The 15,315-nt window shown below is 66.1% G+C and carries 13 protein-coding genes; 2 read left to right on the top strand and 11 right to left on the bottom strand.

Features of this window, described 5'->3' with window-relative positions:
• Positions 1-9 precede the first annotated feature (9 nt).
• The 11 genes from lpxD to rpsB form a co-directional block, all read right to left on the bottom strand.
• Positions 10-1,077, bottom strand: coding sequence for a UDP-3-O-(3-hydroxymyristoyl)glucosamine N-acyltransferase (gene lpxD / locus B9P64_RS09155; RefSeq protein WP_235839934.1), 1,068 nt, complete (start codon positions 1,075-1,077; stop codon positions 10-12).
• On the bottom strand, positions 1,074-1,610 hold the full coding sequence (locus tag B9P64_RS09150; RefSeq protein WP_407919681.1) for an OmpH family outer membrane protein: 537 nt from the start codon (positions 1,608-1,610) through the stop codon (positions 1,074-1,076). Before B9P64_RS09150 ends, lpxD begins: the two co-directional genes overlap by 4 nt.
• 27 nt (positions 1,611-1,637) lie before the next feature.
• On the bottom strand, positions 1,638-3,917 hold the full coding sequence (gene bamA, locus B9P64_RS09145; RefSeq protein ID WP_085315899.1) for an outer membrane protein assembly factor BamA: 2,280 nt from the start codon (positions 3,915-3,917) through the stop codon (positions 1,638-1,640).
• Positions 3,918-4,017: 100 nt separating this feature from the next.
• Entirely contained in the window at positions 4,018-5,373 is a 1,356-nt protein-coding gene (gene rseP, locus B9P64_RS09140) for an RIP metalloprotease RseP (protein ID WP_085315898.1), read from the bottom strand.
• 101 nt (positions 5,374-5,474) lie between these two features.
• Entirely contained in the window at positions 5,475-6,674 is a 1,200-nt protein-coding gene (gene ispC / locus B9P64_RS09135) for a 1-deoxy-D-xylulose-5-phosphate reductoisomerase (protein ID WP_085315897.1), read from the bottom strand.
• A 13-nt stretch (positions 6,675-6,687) separates the two neighbouring features.
• The gene (locus B9P64_RS09130; protein WP_085315896.1) at positions 6,688-7,521 is read right to left on the bottom strand and encodes a phosphatidate cytidylyltransferase; all 834 of its coding nucleotides are present in this window, start codon (positions 7,519-7,521) and stop codon (positions 6,688-6,690) included.
• An 18-nt stretch (positions 7,522-7,539) separates the two neighbouring features.
• Positions 7,540-8,244, bottom strand: coding sequence for a polyprenyl diphosphate synthase (gene uppS, locus B9P64_RS09125; RefSeq protein WP_235839948.1), 705 nt, complete (start codon positions 8,242-8,244; stop codon positions 7,540-7,542).
• A 98-nt stretch (positions 8,245-8,342) separates the two neighbouring features.
• Positions 8,343-8,903, bottom strand: coding sequence for a ribosome recycling factor (frr, locus tag B9P64_RS09120; protein ID WP_085315894.1), 561 nt, complete (start codon positions 8,901-8,903; stop codon positions 8,343-8,345).
• Positions 8,904-8,933: 30 nt separating this feature from the next.
• On the bottom strand, positions 8,934-9,647 hold the full coding sequence (gene pyrH, locus B9P64_RS09115; protein WP_085315893.1) for a UMP kinase: 714 nt from the start codon (positions 9,645-9,647) through the stop codon (positions 8,934-8,936).
• A 42-nt stretch (positions 9,648-9,689) separates the two neighbouring features.
• On the bottom strand, positions 9,690-10,571 hold the full coding sequence (gene tsf / locus B9P64_RS09110; RefSeq protein WP_085315892.1) for a translation elongation factor Ts: 882 nt from the start codon (positions 10,569-10,571) through the stop codon (positions 9,690-9,692).
• A gap of 75 nt (positions 10,572-10,646) precedes the next feature.
• On the bottom strand, positions 10,647-11,396 hold the full coding sequence (gene rpsB / locus B9P64_RS09105) for a 30S ribosomal protein S2 (RefSeq protein ID WP_085315891.1): 750 nt from the start codon (positions 11,394-11,396) through the stop codon (positions 10,647-10,649).
• A 415-nt stretch (positions 11,397-11,811) separates the two neighbouring features.
• On the opposite strand from rpsB, the gene map reads away from it, so the two are divergent.
• Together map and B9P64_RS09095 are read left to right on the top strand one after the other, a co-directional pair.
• Positions 11,812-12,639, top strand: a complete 828-nt coding sequence (gene map / locus B9P64_RS09100; protein ID WP_085315890.1) for a type I methionyl aminopeptidase — start codon at positions 11,812-11,814, stop codon at positions 12,637-12,639.
• A complete protein-coding gene (locus B9P64_RS09095) occupies positions 12,578-15,262 on the top strand; it encodes a [protein-PII] uridylyltransferase (RefSeq protein ID WP_085315889.1) in 2,685 nt (894 codons plus the stop codon). The genes map and B9P64_RS09095 overlap by 62 nt, the downstream gene beginning before the upstream one ends.
• Positions 15,263-15,315 lie beyond the last annotated feature (53 nt).

Genomic DNA, 15,315 nt, shown 5'->3' with positions numbered 1-15,315 from the left:
GCGCTGCATTCAGGACTGGTCGGCGGGATTCGCGACCAGCTTTTCAAGGGCGCGCAGACGCGCCCGGAGTTCGACGAGATTGCGCGCCACGACGGCGTTCTTCTCCCAGTCGCGATGCGGCAGGATCGGCGTGGTGCCGGAGTAGCGGCCCGGCTCGGTGATCGACTTGAACACTGAGGTCGCGCCCGAGATGAACACGTTGTCGCAGATCTCGATGTGGCCGCCGATCATCGCGGCGCCGGCAATCATGCAGTGCTTGCCGATCTTGACGCTGCCGGCGATGCCGGCGCAGCCCGCAACGGCGGTGTGATCGCCGATCTCGCAGTTGTGGCCAATCTGGATCAGATTGTCGAGCTTGACGCCGTTGCCGATGCGCGTGTCGTCGAGCGCGCCGCGGTCGATGGTGGTGTTGCAGCCGATTTCCACGTCGTCGCCGATGACCACCCGGCCGACCTGCGGAATCTTGACCCAGGTGCCGCGGTCGGGCGCCAGACCAAAGCCGTCGGCGCCGATCACGCAGCCCGAATGCAGGATGCAGCGCGCACCGATCACGCAGCCGTGATGCACTGTCGCGCGCGCCTCCAGCTCGGTGTCGTCTCCGATCACGACGTCGGCACCCACATAGGCGAGCGCGCCGATGTCGGCACCCGCGCCGATGCGCGCACCGGCCTCGATCACCGCGCCGGCGCCGACATTGGCGCTCGGATGCAGCGTGGCATCGCTCGACACTACCGCCGTCGGATGCACGCCCTGCAGCAGGCGCGGATGGCGCCTGCGCTCGATTTCCTGGGCCGCGCGCGCAAACGCGAGATAGGGGTTGTCGTGCAGCCAGAGCGCCTGCGAGCGATGGCCGTCCATCTTCGCCGCGTCGCCGGGCCGCAGGATGATCGCCGCCGCCTGCACCTCGCGCGCCGCGCCCAGAAAGCGCGGCTGCTCGACGAAGGCCGCCTCGGTCGGGCTCACGCGCTCGATCGGCGCAAAGCCGCTGATCTCGGTCTTCTCGTTGCCGAGCAGCGAACCGCCGACGCTTGCGACCAGATCGGCAAGCGAAAAACGCAAAGCAGGATTGGCCCTCACTTGCCGGCCGCCTGCTGGTTGAGCGCCTTCAGCACCTTCTCGGTGATGTCGATGCGCGGGCCGAAATACACCGCCTCTTGCAGGATCAGGTCGTACTTCTCGCTCTCGGCGATCTGGCGGATGACCTTGTTGGCGCGGTCGAGCAGCGCGGTCACTTCCTCGTTGCGACGCTGATTGAGGTCTTCGCGCAGTTCGCGCTGGCGGCGCTGGAAGTCGCGATCCTGGTCGGCCAGATCCTTCTGGCGCCGGCCGCGCTCGCTGTCGGACAGCACGGCGGCGTCCTTGTCGAGCTTGTCGGACGCTGCCTTGAGCCGGGCCGCCATGTCCTCCAGCTCCTTCTGGCGCTTGGCGAAATCGCCTTCAAGACGCTGTTGGGCGGCCTTGGCGGGCGCCGAATCGCGCATCACGCGCTCGGTGCTGACAAAACCCACCTTCAAGCCATCGTCGGCCTGCGCCTGGAGCGGCAGGGTGAGCAGCGCGCAGGCCATGAATCCGGCCAGGCGCGCCGTGGTGGTCGTGCGCGTCATCGACATGACTGCTTGTCCTCTCAAAGACATGGCTCAGAAACCCGTGCCGAGCTGGAATTGGAAACGCTGCTCGCGGTCGCCCGGCTTGGAATTGAGCGGCTTGCCGAGCGAAAGCTTGAGCGGCCCGACCGGTGAAAGCCAGCTCACGCCGAAACCGGTGGAATAGCGCAGATTCGAAAACTTGATGCCTTCGCCTTCGGGGAAAGTATTGCCACCGTCGAGGAAGGTAAACAGCCGAACCGTGCGGTCGCTGGTGCCCGGCAACGGAAACAGGAATTCAGCATTGCCGAACACCCGGCTGGCACCGCCGAGCGAATAGCCATTGGAATCGCGCGTCGTCGTCAGCGAACCCGGCTCGAAACCCCGCACCGTGCCGATGCCGCCCGCGTAGTAATACTTGAACAGCGGCAGCGGCTTGCCGCCGAAACCCTTGCCGTAATCGGCCTCGCCATTGAGCGCAAAGGTGAAATCGCGCGTGATCGGCTTGAACCATTGCTGCTGGACCGTTGCGCGGTAATAGCGCAGGTCGAATACCGGCAGCGTGGCTTCGATCGAGGCCCGGCCATAACGGCCGCGGGTTGGCGCCAGGCCCGAATCGCGGGTGTCGTTGATCCAGGCGAGCGAGGCGGTCGCGCCGGTGCTCGATTCGCCGAACAGGTCGACGTACTGCTTGTAGCGCGACGGACTGGCCGAGCCGACCGTGATGTCGGTGTTTTCCGCATTCAGGCCGAACACCACGGTATTGAAATCGGAGACCGGAAAGCCGAAACGCACGCCGGCACCGGTACTGCGCACCTTGTAATCGCCCAGGTTGAGTGAAGTGGGATTGTAGGTGCGGGTATAGATGTCGAAACCCTGCGAAATGCCGTCGACCGTGAAATAGGGATTGGTCTGGGAAATCGCAAAGGTCCGATTGACCTTGCTGGTATTGACTTCGAACGACAGCGAATTGCCGGTGCCGAAAAGATTGTTCTGCGAAATCGATGCGGTCAGCACCAGCTTGTCGGTCGAGGAGAAACCCGCGCCGACATTGAGCGTGCCGGTCGCGCGTTCCTTGACCGTGTAGTTCACATCGAGCAGGTCGGGCGCCGCCGAAACCGCCGGCGAATCGACCTTCACTTCCTCGAAGAAACCGAGCCGGTCGATGCGGTCGCGCGACTGACGCACGCGCTCACCGTCGAAATAGCCGCCTTCGAGCTGGCGCGATTCACGCCGGATCACTTCATCGCGGGTACGCGCATTGCCGGCGATATTGACCCGCCGCACATAAACCCGGCGGCCCGGATCGACCACGATGGTGAATGCCACGGTGGACTTTTCACGGTCGATATCGGGCGAGGCATTGGCATTGGAAAATGCATAGCCGTAATTGCCGAGCTTCTCGTTGATCTGCTTGATCGAGTCGTTGAGATCCTGGCCGCTGAAGGTCTGGCCCGGCTTGAGCACCAGCGCGGTTTCGAGTTCGGCGCGCTTGTCGAGCAGATCGCCGGCGAGCTTCACATCCGAGACCGTGTATTTCTGGCCTTCGGTGATTGCCACCGTGATGTAGATGTCGCGCTTGTCCGGCGTGATCGACACCTGGGTCGATTCGACATTGAATTCGAGATAGCCGCGATTCAGATAGAAAGAGCGCAGCGTTTCGAGGTCGGCAGTGAGTTTCTGCTTGGAATACTGGTCGCGCTTGCTGAACCAGGTAAACCAGCCCGGCGTGGTGAGCTGGATTTCCTTCAGCAATTCCTTCTCGGTGAAGGCCTTGGTGCCGACGAAATGGATCTGCTTGATCGTCGCGACATCGCCTTCCTCGATGGTGAAATTGATGGCGACGCGATTGCGTTCCTGCGGCGTGACGGTGGTGGAAATGCTCACCGCATATTTGCCACGCGACAGATACAGGCGCTTGAGCTCCTGTTCGGCGCGATCGAGCTGGCTGCGGTCGAAGGTGCGCGCTTCCGCGATGCCCACGTCGCGCAAGGCCTGCTTGAGCTTGTCGGCCTCGAATTCCTTGGCGCCCGAGAAATTGATCGACGAGATCGCCGGCCTTTCCTCGACGGTCACCACCAGGGTTTCGCCCTCCACTTCCAGCCGCACATCGCGGTAAAAACCGGCGGCATACAGCGCGCGAATCGCGGCGGCACCCTTTTCATCGTTGTAGCTGTCGCCGATGCGAAATGGCAGATAGCTGAATACGGTTCCGGGCTCGGTGCGCTGCACGCCTTCGACGCGAATGTCCTTGATGACAAACGGATCGACCGCATAGGCAGCGGGCGTCATGCAGGCCGCGAATACGGCTGCGGCAATTCGGGATCTTGTCATTGCGAGGTCGGCCCGCGAAACCCGGTCGCCGGATCGAAGCAATCTGCATTCGACGGGACGGAGAAACGCACCAGGAAAAGGGAAAGCACGAAGGGGATGTTCAGCTGAAAAGCCGCGTCAAATCGTTGAAGAGCGCAATGGCCATCATTGCAGCCAGTACGCCAAGCCCGGCACGTTGCCCGACTTCGATAACGCGCTGAGGCAATGGGCTGCCCCTGGCAAATTCGATCGAATAATACAGGATGTGTCCTCCATCAAGGACCGGGATCGGCAGCAGGTTAAGTACGCCAAGACTCACGCTGATGAGCGCGAGAAATGCCACATAGGCTTCCAGCCCCATTCGCGCGGTCTGGCCGGCGAAATCGGCAATCGTTACCGGGCCGCTGAGATTCTTGAGTGAAACCTCGCCGATGACCATTTTTCCCATCATGCGCAGCGAGAAAAGACTCATGTCCCAGGTGCGCGCGGCACCGCTGGCGATTGCCTGCGGCAGATCGCGACGCACTTCCACCATTTCGAGTTGCAGGTCGAAGGCGACGCCGATGCGGCCGACCGGCTGGCCGCCGGGGTTGTCGGCGGCGACCGGCACCACGTCGAGCTGATGCAGGCTTTCGGCCACGCTGCCGATGTCGCGCCGCACGCCGAGTTCCAGCGTCTGGCCGGCCGCGCCGCGGATGCGCTCGACCAGCGGCGCGACCGTGGCAATGGGCTCGCCGTCGAGCGTTTCGATCAGGTCGCCATCCTTGATGCCGGCGCGCTCGGCGGCGCTGCCGGGCTCGACCCTCAGGATGCGCGGCGGCGGCCGGCGCGGCCCCATGCCGAGCGTCTCGACCACATTGCCTTCGATGTCGCTGGCCGGCAGCCGGTCGAGCGCCAACCGCAGATCGCGCTCGGCGCCGGCGGCATCGCGCACATGCAGCGTCACCGGGCGGCGATCGACGCTGGCCTTGAGCAGATGCCAGCGCGCATCGACCCAGCTGACCACCGGCTCGCCGTCGATGGCGAGCAGTTCGTCGCCGGATTTGAGGCCGGCGTCGGCGGCCAGGCTGGCGGCGGCCGGCGTGCCGACGACGGCGCGCGGCTCCTTCACGCCGTGCAGATCGAGCGCGGCATACAGCGCGATCGCCAGCAGCAGGTTGGCGATCGGGCCGGCGCTGACGATGGCGATGCGCTTGAGCGGCGACTGGCGGTTGAAGGCGCGCGGCAGATCGGCGGCCGGGATCGGCTCGGTGGCTTCGCGTTCGTCGAGCATCGATACATAGCCGCCGAGCGGCAGCATCGAGATCGCCCAGAGCGTGTCGTCGCGGCCGAAGCGTCGGGCGATCAGCGGCCGGCCAAAACCCACCGAGAACTTCAGCACCTTGACGCCGCAGGCGCGCGCGACGAGGTAGTGCCCGAGTTCATGGATGACGATCAGCAGCCCGAGGGCCGCGACGAAGGCGAGGATGGTCTGCAAGACGGATGGCTCCGGAGGCTCGGCCGGCCCGAGCGTCGGCGATTATGGCTTGGCTGGATTGCCGGGCTTTTCGCGCGCCGGCGCGATCATGCAAGCAAGTGTCAGCATGCGGCAGCGCGCGGCTGACGGTCGATGAAATCTGCCGACACGCGGCGCGCCCGGGCGTCGAGTTCGAAGATGGCGTCGATCGAGTCGGCCGCGCTGCCCGCCAGCGCGTCGAGCGTGGCGCGGATCGCGTCGGCAATCGCGAGAAAGCCGAGCCGGCCGGCCAGAAAGCGCTCGACCGCGATCTCGTTGGCGGCATTGAGCGCGATGGACGCCCAGGGACCGGCGGCGAGCGCATCGAACGCGAGTTGCAGGCAGGGAAAGCGCACGAAGTCGGGCGGCTCGAAAGTGAGCGTGCCGACGGCGGTCAGGTCGAGCGGCTTGACGCCGGCATCGATGCGCGCGGGCCAGGCCAGCGCCGAGGCGATCGGCGTGCGCATGTCAGGCTGGCCCATCTGCGCCAGCACCGAGCCGTCGATGTACTCGACCATGCTGTGCACCACCGACTGCGGATGCACGACCACGCCGATGCGCTCGGCGGTCACGCCGAACAGCCAGCGCGCCTCGATCACTTCCAGCCCCTTGTTCATCAGCGTGGCCGAATCGACCGAGATCTTGCGGCCCATGCTCCAGTTGGGATGGGCACAGGCCTGATCGGGCGTGGCTGCGCGCATGCGGTCGAGCGAGGCGGTGCGGAACGGGCCGCCCGAGGCGGTGAGCACCAGGCGCCGCACCCGGCTGGTGTCGGCGCGCGCATGGGCATCGAGCGGCAGGCACTGGAAGATCGCGTTGTGCTCGCTGTCGACCGGCAGCAGCAGTCCGCCGGACCGGGCGACCGCGTCGAGCATGAGGTCGCCGGCCATGACCAGCGCTTCCTTGTTGGCCAGCAGGATGCGCTTGCCGGCGCGCGCCGCCGCAAGGCCCGGCGCCAGACCCGCGCCGCCGACGATGGCGGCCATGACGGTATCGACCTCGGGCGCGCTGGCCACTTCGCAGAGCGCCGCCGCGCCGTGATCGACGACGCAGGCCGGATGCTCGGCGGCGAGCAGCGTGCGCAGCCGGATCGCGCTGTCGGCATCGGCGACCACGGCGCGGTCGGGCCGGAAGCGCCGGCACAGTTCGGCCAGCTCGTCGATGCGGCGGTGCGCGGTCAGCGCATGCACGCGAAAGCGCTCGGGATGGCGCGCGACGACGTCGAGCGTGCTGCTGCCGATCGAACCGGTAGCGCCAAGCAGGGTCAGGTTTTGCACGGACATGAGGTTCTCGCGGTCAGGCCAGCCAGCGCAGCAGCAGTTCGGCCACCGGCAGCACCGGCAGCAAGGCGTCGATGCGGTCGAGCACGCCGCCGTGGCCGGGCAGCAGGCCGCTCGAATCCTTGAGCCCGGCGCGCCGCTTGAGCAGCGATTCGAACAGGTCGCCGACGATGCCGAGCGCCACCAGCGCAACGATGGCCGGCACCAGGACCGGCCCGCGCCGGGCCAGTGCGCTCACGAGATCGCTGCCGCTGGCGATCGCGGCCCAGATCAGCGCCAGCAGCGTCACGACCACCGCCGCGCCGATCGCGCCTTCCCAGGTCTTGCCGGGGCTCACCGCCGGCGCGAGCTTGTGGCGACCGAAGCGCCGGCCGCAGAAATAGGCCGAGATGTCGGACACCCAGACGATCACCAGCGCCGACAGCAGCGTGACCGGACCGCGCTGGTACAGCCCCAGCACCGCGAGCAGAAAGGCCAGCAGCAGCAGCACGCCGACCAGGCTGGCCACGGTCTTGCCGGCCAGCCAGTCGGGCAGTCGCGCGGCCAGCACCGCAGGCAGCGCCTGAGCGACCCAGAACACGGCAGCGACGATCAGCAAGCCCTGCCCCGACGCCTCGGCCCAGGCGGGCATCGAGCCGGCGGCGAAGGAAATCACCAGAGCTACAGCCGTCGCCAGCAGCGCGGCCGGCACACCTAGCGGCGACAGACCGAACAACCGGGTCCATTCCCAGCCGCCGGCCACCGTCGCCAGCAGCGCCACCGCGCCCACGGCCCAGAGACTGCCCGACCAGGCCACCGGCAGCACGACCGCCAGCAGCGCGATGGCGGTGAGAACGCGGGTACGCAGCATGAACGGCGACGTTCCGGCTCAGCGCGACTGCGGCGCGACCGCCGCAACCTGGGCGCTGGTGCGACCGAAACGCCGTTCGCGCTCGCCGAAGGACGCGATCGCGCGATCGAGCGCGGCGGCATCGAAATCGGGCCAGAAGTCTTCGGAGAAATACAGCTCGGTATAGGCGAGCTGCCAGAGCAGGAAGTTGGAGATGCGCTGCTCGCCGCCGGTGCGGATAAACAGATCGGGCTCGGGCATGCCGGCGGTGGCGAGGAAGGGTTCCAGCGCCGCGTCGTCGATGAGCTCGGGCCGGGTCAGGCATTCGGGCCGCTCGGCCAGCAGCCGACGCATGGCCTGGGTGATGTCCCAGCGCCCGCCGTAATTGGCCGCGATGGTCAACACCAGCTTGCCGTTGTCGGCGGTACGCGCCTCGGCCTCGCGGATCGCGGTCTGCAATACCGGATTGAAGGCGGAGACATCGCCGATGACCTTGAGCCGCACGCCGTTGCGGATGAGCCGGCCCACCTCGCGCTCCAGCGCCGAGACGAACAGCGTCATCAGCACCGATACCTCTTCCTCGGGACGACGCCAGTTCTCGGAGCTGAAGGCGAACAGCGTCAGGTACTCGACGCCGCGCTGCACGCAGGCCTCGACCGTCGTTCGCACCGCATCGAGACCCTTGTGATGACCGACCGTGCGCGGCAGAAACCTGCGCGTCGCCCAGCGGCCATTCCCGTCCATGATGATGGCGATATGGCGCGGAATCGCGCCGACCGGTGCGCCCGAAGACGCACCGGCGGAGGCCGCTGCGCGGCTGCCGGCAAGCCGGCGCAGGGCCTTCATACCGTCATGATTTCCTTTTCCTTCTCGCCGAGCGTCCTGTCGACGTCGGCCACGAAACGGTCGGTGAGCTTCTGGATCTCGTCCTGCCCGCGCCGTTCGTCGTCCTCGGAAATCGCCTTGTCCTTGACCAGCCGCTTGAGCTGCTCGTTGGCATCGCGACGCAGGTTGCGGATCGCGACCTTGGCGCCCTCGGCCTCGCCGCGCACCACCTTGATGAGGTCCTTGCGACGTTCTTCCGTGAGTGCCGGCATCGGCACGCGGATCAGATCGCCCATCGTCGCCGGATTGAGCCCCAGGTCGGATTCGCGGATGGCCTTCTCGACCACCTGCACCATCTTCTTTTCCCAGGGCTGGATGCCGAGGGTGCGCGAATCGATCAGCGTGACATTGGCGACGCCCGACAGCGGCGTCGGCGAGCCGTAGTAGTCGACGTTGATGTGGTCGAGCAGACCCGTGTGCGCGCGGCCCGTGCGGACCTTCGAGAACTCGGTCTTGAGGCTCTCGAACGACTTCTGCATCTTCTGCTCGGTCGCCTTCTTGATGTCGGCAGTACTCATGAAGCCAAACTCCGTGTAACCGGTTGCGGGTCAGATGTGGACCAGCGTGCCCTCGTCCTCGCCCAGCACGATGCGCTTGAGCGCACCCGGCTTGACGATGCTGAAAACCCGGATCGGCAGCTTCTGGTCGCGGCACAGCGCGAAGGCCGTCGCATCCATCACTGCCAGATTCTTGCTGATCGCCTCGTCGAAGCTGATCGACGAATAGCGCGTCGCGGTCGGATCCTTCTTCGGGTCGGCGCTGTAGATGCCGTCGACCTTGGTCGCCTTGAGCACGATCTCGGCGCCGATTTCCGCGCCGCGCAGGGCGGCGGCGGTATCGGTCGTGAAGAAGGGATTGCCCGTGCCCGCCGCGAAGATCACCACCTTGCCCTCTTCGAGGTAGCGCAGTGCCTTCGGGCGGATGTAGGGCTCGAGCACCTGCTCGATCTTGAGTGCCGATTGCGCGCGAGCGGGGATGCCCACGTTCTTGAGCGCGTCCTGCAACGCCAGCGAGTTCATCACTGTCGCCAGCATGCCCATGTAGTCGCCCGTGGCCCGATCCATCCCGGCGGCGCCGAGCGCCATGCCGCGAAAGATGTTGCCGCCGCCGATCACCACCGCGAGTTCCACGCCCAGGGCATGGACTTCGGCGATGTCGGAAACCATGGCTTCCAGGGTCGTACGGTCGATGCCGTAGGCGGTGTCACCCATGAGGGCTTCACCCGAAAGCTTGAGGAGGATGCGCTTGTGAAGAATCGGCATTTTCTGAAGGGAGGAGGGCTAAAGACGACCGAATGTAGCGGTTTATTGCGCGCCGGCGGCCATCTTCGCGACCTCGGCCGCGAAATCGTCGGTCTTCTTCTCGATGCCTTCGCCGACCACGTAGAGAGCGAACGCTGCCACCGAAGCACCCTTCGACTTCAGCATCTTCTCGACGGTCTCGTCGGGATTCTTGACGAAGGGCTGACCCAGCAGTGCCACTTCCGACAGGAACTTGTTGATGCGGCCTTCGACCATCTTGGCGACGATTTCGGCCGGCTTGCCCGACTCGGCAGCCTGCTGCGAAAAGATGCTGCGCTCGGCTTCGATCTTGTCGGCCGGCACCTGGTCGCGCGACACGCACACCGGCTTGCTCGCGGCCACATGCATCGCCACGTCCTTGCCGACCTGATCGTCCTCGCCCGAGAACTCGACCAGCACGCCGATGCGGGTGCCGTGCAGGTAGGAGGCCAGCTTGTTGGCGGTTTCGAAGCGCACGAAGCGGCGGATCGACAGGTTCTCGCCGATCTTGCCGACCAGCGCGAGGCGCTTGGCATCGATGGTCGCGCCATCGACTTCGAGCGCCGACAGGGCTGCGACGTCGGCCGGATTCTTTTCGGCGGCCAGCTGGGCCAGCTCGCGCGAGAACGCCAGGAAGTCGTCGTTCTTCGCGACGAAATCGGTCTCGCAGTTCACTTCGATCAGCGCGCCAGTCTTCTGGTCGGCCGAGATGAAGGCAGCCACCACGCCTTCAGCGGTCACGCGACCGGCGGCCTTGCTCGCCTTGTTGCCGAGCTTGACGCGCAGCAGTTCCTCGGCCTTGGCCATGTCGCCGTCGGATTCCGCCAGCGCCTTCTTGCATTCCATCATCGGCGCGTCGGTCTTCTCGCGCAGTTCCTTGACCATACCTGCGGTGATTGCAGCCATGTGTGTGCTCCTCAGATTCGATTCACAAAAAAGGGGCTCGCAAGCCCCCTTCTCCGGTTCGGCAGAGAACCGTGATCAGTTGGCGACCTCGACGAACTCGCCTTCGGCAGCCGGCGCACGCACGGCCTCGACAACCTCGGTCAGCGCGCTGTTGCGGCCTTCGAGGATGGCGTCCGCGATGCTGGTCGCATAGATCTCGATCGCGCGGCCCGAGTCGTCATTGCCCGGGATCACGTAGTCGATGCCTTCCGGCGAGTGGTTCGTGTCGACGATAGCAATGACCGGGATGCCGAGCTTGTTCGCTTCGGTGACGGCGATCTTGTGATAGCCGACGTCGATGATGAACAGCGCATCGGGCACGCCGCCCATGTCCTTGATGCCGCCGATGGACTTTTGCAGCTTCTCGACTTCGCGCTCGATGGTCAGCGCTTCCTTCTTGCTCAGGCGTTCCAGGCCGCCTTCTTCCACCAGCGTCTCCAGATCCTTCAGGCGCTTGATCGAGCCCTTGACGGTCTTGAAGTTGGTGAGCATGCCGCCGAGCCAGCGGCTGTCGACATAAGGCATGCCGGCGCGGGTGGCTTCGGCCGCCAGGATTTCGCGCGACTGGCGCTTGGTGCCCACGAAAAGAATCGTGCCGCGGTTGGCAGCGAGGGTCTTGGCGTACTTGGTCGCCTCGGCCATCTGCACAACCGTCTTTTCGAGGTTGATGATGTGAATCTTGTTGCGATGGCCGTAAATGAAGGGGGCCATCTTGGGGTTCCAGAAGCGGGTCTGGTGTCCGAAATGGACGCCCGCTTCCAGCATCTGACGCATCGTTGCCGGCATTTGAAATGCTCCGAGAAGGTTTGGTCATACGCGGACCAGTCGGGCGGCACATGTTTGCCGCCACCTTCGGAGTGCAACGCCGCATGAGGCGACGCGCACTGGATCCGCGTGATATCTGCAGGCCGCCGCACTCATCCGTCGAAACGGACTCCACGCGGCCTGCGGTCCGCCGAACATGCACGGAGCATGAAACGGCGAAATCACATCAGGGCCGATGACCCCGCCGAAATGCCCGCGAATACCCGGGAAACCGGCGCTGTATTGCGCCTCGCCGCCCATCCGACCCGCTTACATTCCGGAAATGCGCAAGGCCCAATTGGGCAATCGCGATTTCTGTGAAGCCTATAATCATAACCCAATTCGCACGACGGATGCATGAGGCGCCATGCCGGAGCCCGTCAGCCAGGAATCTTCAATGGCAATACAGATCAAGACCCCCGAAGACATCGCCGCGATGCGGGTCGCATGCCGGCTCGCGGCCGAAGTGCTCGACTTCATCGATCCGCATGTCGTGCCTGGCGTGACCACCGGCGAGCTCGACCGGCTGTGCCACGACTACATGGTGAATGTGCAGGGCACGATTCCGGCGCCGCTCAACTACGCGCCGCCGGGCTACACGCCCTATCCCAAGTCGATCTGCACCTCGGTCAATCATCAGGTGTGCCACGGCATTCCGGGCGAGCGGGTGCTCAAGTCGGGCGACATCGTCAATCTCGACATCACCGTCATCAAGGACGGCTATTTCGGCGACACCAGCCGGATGTTCATCGTCGGCGACGCCTCGACGGCGGCGCGGCGGCTGTGCGAGGTGACCTACGAATGCATGTGGAAGGGCATCGACGCGGTGCGTCCGGGCGGCTCGCTCGGCGACATCGGTCATGCCTGCCAGACCCATGCCGAGAAGCACGGTTTCAGCATCGTGCGCGAGTTCTGCGGGCATGGCATCGGCCGCCGCTTTCACGAGGAGCCGCAGGTGCTGCACTACGGTCGTCCGGGCACGCTCGACAAGCTGCTGCCGGGCATGATCTTCACCATCGAGCCGATGGTGAACGCCGGCCGGCGCGAAATCCGCGAACTGGCCGATGGCTGGACCATCGTCACCAAGGACCACAGCCTGTCGGCGCAGTGGGAGCACACGCTGGTGGTGACCGAAACCGGCTACGAGGTGCTCACGCTGTCCGATGCCTCGCCGGCCATCCCGTCGTGGGTGCGCGGTGTCCAGACGCAGGCTGCCGGTGCCTGACGACGCCAAGACGGCAAGCTCCGTCGACGCCACGCGCGCGGTGCGCGAACGGCTGCATGCCGAACGCGCCGCCGCCATCGAACACTTCCGCCGCGACCACGGCACGCCCGAACTGCTCAACCGCCTGCGCGCCTCGGTCGATGCCGCCATCGTGGCGCTGCGCGACAACGCCCGCCTGCCGGCCGACTGCGTGATCGTGGCGGTCGGCGGCTACGGCCGTGGCGAGCTGTTTCCGCGCTCCGATGTCGACATCCTGGTGCTGCTCGGTCAGCCGCTCGATGCCACCGCGCATGAGCGCGTCGAGCGTTTCATCGGCGCCTGCTGGGATCTGGGTCTGACCGTCGGCCACAGCGTGCGCACCCTCGACGAATGCGTCGACGAGGCGGCGCGCGACATCACCATCCAGACCGCGCTGGTCGAGGCGCGCCGGCTGGCCGGCAGCCGCGCGCTCTACACCCAGCTGCGCGAGCGGCTCGCGGCGGCGCTCGACATCCGCAAGTTCGTGCAGGCCAAGCTGCTCGAGATGCGGCAGCGCCACATCAAGCATGACGAGACGCCCTACAGCCTGGAGCCCAATTGCAAGGAGAGCCAGGGCGGGCTGCGCGACACCCAGATCATTCTGTGGATCGCGCGCGCGGCGGGCTTGGGCGAAAGCTGGCGCGAGCTGGCCGAACGCGAGCTCATCACCCATGCCGAGGCGGTCGCGATCGCGCGCAACGAGCGCTTCATCAAGACCATCCGCGTGCATCTGCATCTGCTGGCCGGGCGCACCGAGGACCGGCTGCTGTTCGACCTGCAAGAGTCGCTGGCGGCCGACATGGGTTTCTCGGCCCAGGGCCCGCGGCGCGCCTCCGAAGTGCTGATGCAGCGCTACTACTGGGCCGCCAAGGCCGTGGTGCAGCTCAACACCATCGTGCTGCAGAACATCGGCGACCTGATCTTCGACCGCACGCGGCTGCCGGCGCGGCCCATCGACGAGCGCTTCCGCGAGAGCAACGGCCTGCTCGACATCGACGACAACGAGGTGTTCGAGCGCGATCCGGGCGCCATCCTCGAAGCCTTCCTGGTGATGCAGCGCCAGCCCGAGCTGAAGGGCATGTCGGCGCGGCTGCTGCGTGCGCTGTGGCATGCGCGCGGCCGCATCGATGCCGATTTCCGCGCCGATCCGCGCAACCGCGCCAACTTCCTGGCGCTGCTGCAATCGCCGCGCGGCATCGTCCACGAGCTGCGCCGGCTCAACCAGACCAGCGTGCTCGGCCGCTATCTGCCGGCCTTCCGCCGGATCATCGGCCAGATGCAGCACGACCTGTTCCACGCCTACACCGTGGACCAGCACATCATGAATGTGCTGCGCAACCTGCGCCGCTTCACGATGGCCGAGCATGCCCACGAGTACCCGCTGTGCTCGCGGCTGATCGCCAATTTCGAGCGCCACTGGCTGCTTTACGTGGCGGCGCTGTTCCACGACATCGCCAAGGGACGCGGCGGCGACCATTCCAAGCTCGGCATGGTCGATGCGCGGCGCTTCTGCAAGGGCCATGAGCTGTCGCATGACGACACCGAGCTGGTGGTGTTCCTGGTCGAGCAGCACCTGACCATGAGCAACGTGGCGCAGAAGCGCGACCTGAGCGATCCCGACGTGATCCGCGGCTTTGCCGAGATGGTCGGCGACCGGCGCCGGCTTGCGGCGCTCTATCTGCTCACCGTGGCCGACATCCGCGGCACCTCGCCCAAGGTGTGGAACGCCTGGAAGGCCAAGCTGCTCGAGGACCTCTACAACGCGACCGACCGGCTGCTGGCCACCAATGCGCCGGCGCCCGACCGCCGCTCGGCGCTCGAAGAACGCCGCGCCGAGGCGCTGCGCATCCTGCGCCTCTACGCCTTCTCCGAGACCGCGCACGAGGCGCTCTGGAGCCAGCTCGATGTCGGCTTCTTCCTGCGCCACGACGCTCAGACCATCGCCTGGCTGACGCGCTCGCTGCACTACCGCGTCGATGCCGCGACCGCCGTGGTCAAGGCGCGGCTTGCGCACATCGGCGACGGGCTGGAGGTGGCGGTGTACACGCGCGACGAGCCCGACCTGTTCGCGCGCGTCTGCGGCTATTTCGACAGCAAGCGCTTCTCGATTCTCGACGCGCGCGTGCACACCACGCGCAACGGCTATGCGCTCGACACCTTCATCGTGGTCGAGTCGGGCTCGGTACCCGGGCGCACCGACTACCGCTCGCTGGTGTCGCTGGTCGAGACCGAGCTGGCCGAGCGCATCGACACCCGCGCCGCGCTGCATCCGCCAAGCCGGGGCCGCATCGGCCGCGAGATCCGCAACTTCCCGATCGAGCCGACGATCGACCTGCAACCCGACGAACGCGCCAAGTTCTACTTCCTGACCATGTCGGCGGCCGACCGCTCGGGCCTGCTCTATGCCATCGCGCGGGTGCTGGCCGAGTTCCGCGTCAGCGTCCACTCGGCCAAGATCATGACGCTCGGCGACCGGGTCGAGGACAGCTTCGTCGTGAGCGGCACCGGCCTGTCCGACGCCAAGCGCCAGCTGGAGCTGGAAACCCGCATGCTGGCAGCGCTGCACGTTCCCGACGCCGGAGCACCGACCTCGCTTGTGTTTTGATGGCGGCCGGCGGGCCGTGCGCGCGGCCCGCTCCTCCCCTCACACAACAGGAG

It is taken from the genome of Derxia lacustris, assembly GCF_002105195.1.
Classification (GTDB): Bacteria; Pseudomonadota; Gammaproteobacteria; order Burkholderiales; family Burkholderiaceae_E; genus Derxia; species Derxia lacustris.
This window is presented reverse-complemented; position numbering and strand designations above follow the sequence as displayed.

What these genes read in the sequence shown, in the direction of transcription:
- map (WP_085315890.1), top strand. Translation starts at nt 11,812, where the DNA reads ATGGCAATACAGATCAAGACCCCCGAAGACATCGCCGCGATGCGGGTC.
- uppS (WP_235839948.1), bottom strand. Translation starts at nt 8,244, where the DNA reads ATGGACGGGAATGGCCGCTGGGCGACGCGCAGGTTTCTGCCGCGCACG.
- rpsB (WP_085315891.1), bottom strand. Translation starts at nt 11,396, where the DNA reads ATGCCGGCAACGATGCGTCAGATGCTGGAAGCGGGCGTCCATTTCGGA.
- B9P64_RS09150 (WP_407919681.1), bottom strand. Translation starts at nt 1,610, where the DNA reads ATGTCGATGACGCGCACGACCACCACGGCGCGCCTGGCCGGATTCATG.
- bamA (WP_085315899.1), bottom strand. Translation starts at nt 3,917, where the DNA reads ATGACAAGATCCCGAATTGCCGCAGCCGTATTCGCGGCCTGCATGACG.
- frr (WP_085315894.1), bottom strand. Translation starts at nt 8,903, where the DNA reads ATGAGTACTGCCGACATCAAGAAGGCGACCGAGCAGAAGATGCAGAAG.
- pyrH (WP_085315893.1), bottom strand. Translation starts at nt 9,647, where the DNA reads ATGCCGATTCTTCACAAGCGCATCCTCCTCAAGCTTTCGGGTGAAGCC.
- B9P64_RS09095 (WP_085315889.1), top strand. Translation starts at nt 12,578, where the DNA reads ATGCCTCGCCGGCCATCCCGTCGTGGGTGCGCGGTGTCCAGACGCAGG.
- B9P64_RS09130 (WP_085315896.1), bottom strand. Translation starts at nt 7,521, where the DNA reads ATGCTGCGTACCCGCGTTCTCACCGCCATCGCGCTGCTGGCGGTCGTG.
- ispC (WP_085315897.1), bottom strand. Translation starts at nt 6,674, where the DNA reads ATGTCCGTGCAAAACCTGACCCTGCTTGGCGCTACCGGTTCGATCGGC.
- tsf (WP_085315892.1), bottom strand. Translation starts at nt 10,571, where the DNA reads ATGGCTGCAATCACCGCAGGTATGGTCAAGGAACTGCGCGAGAAGACC.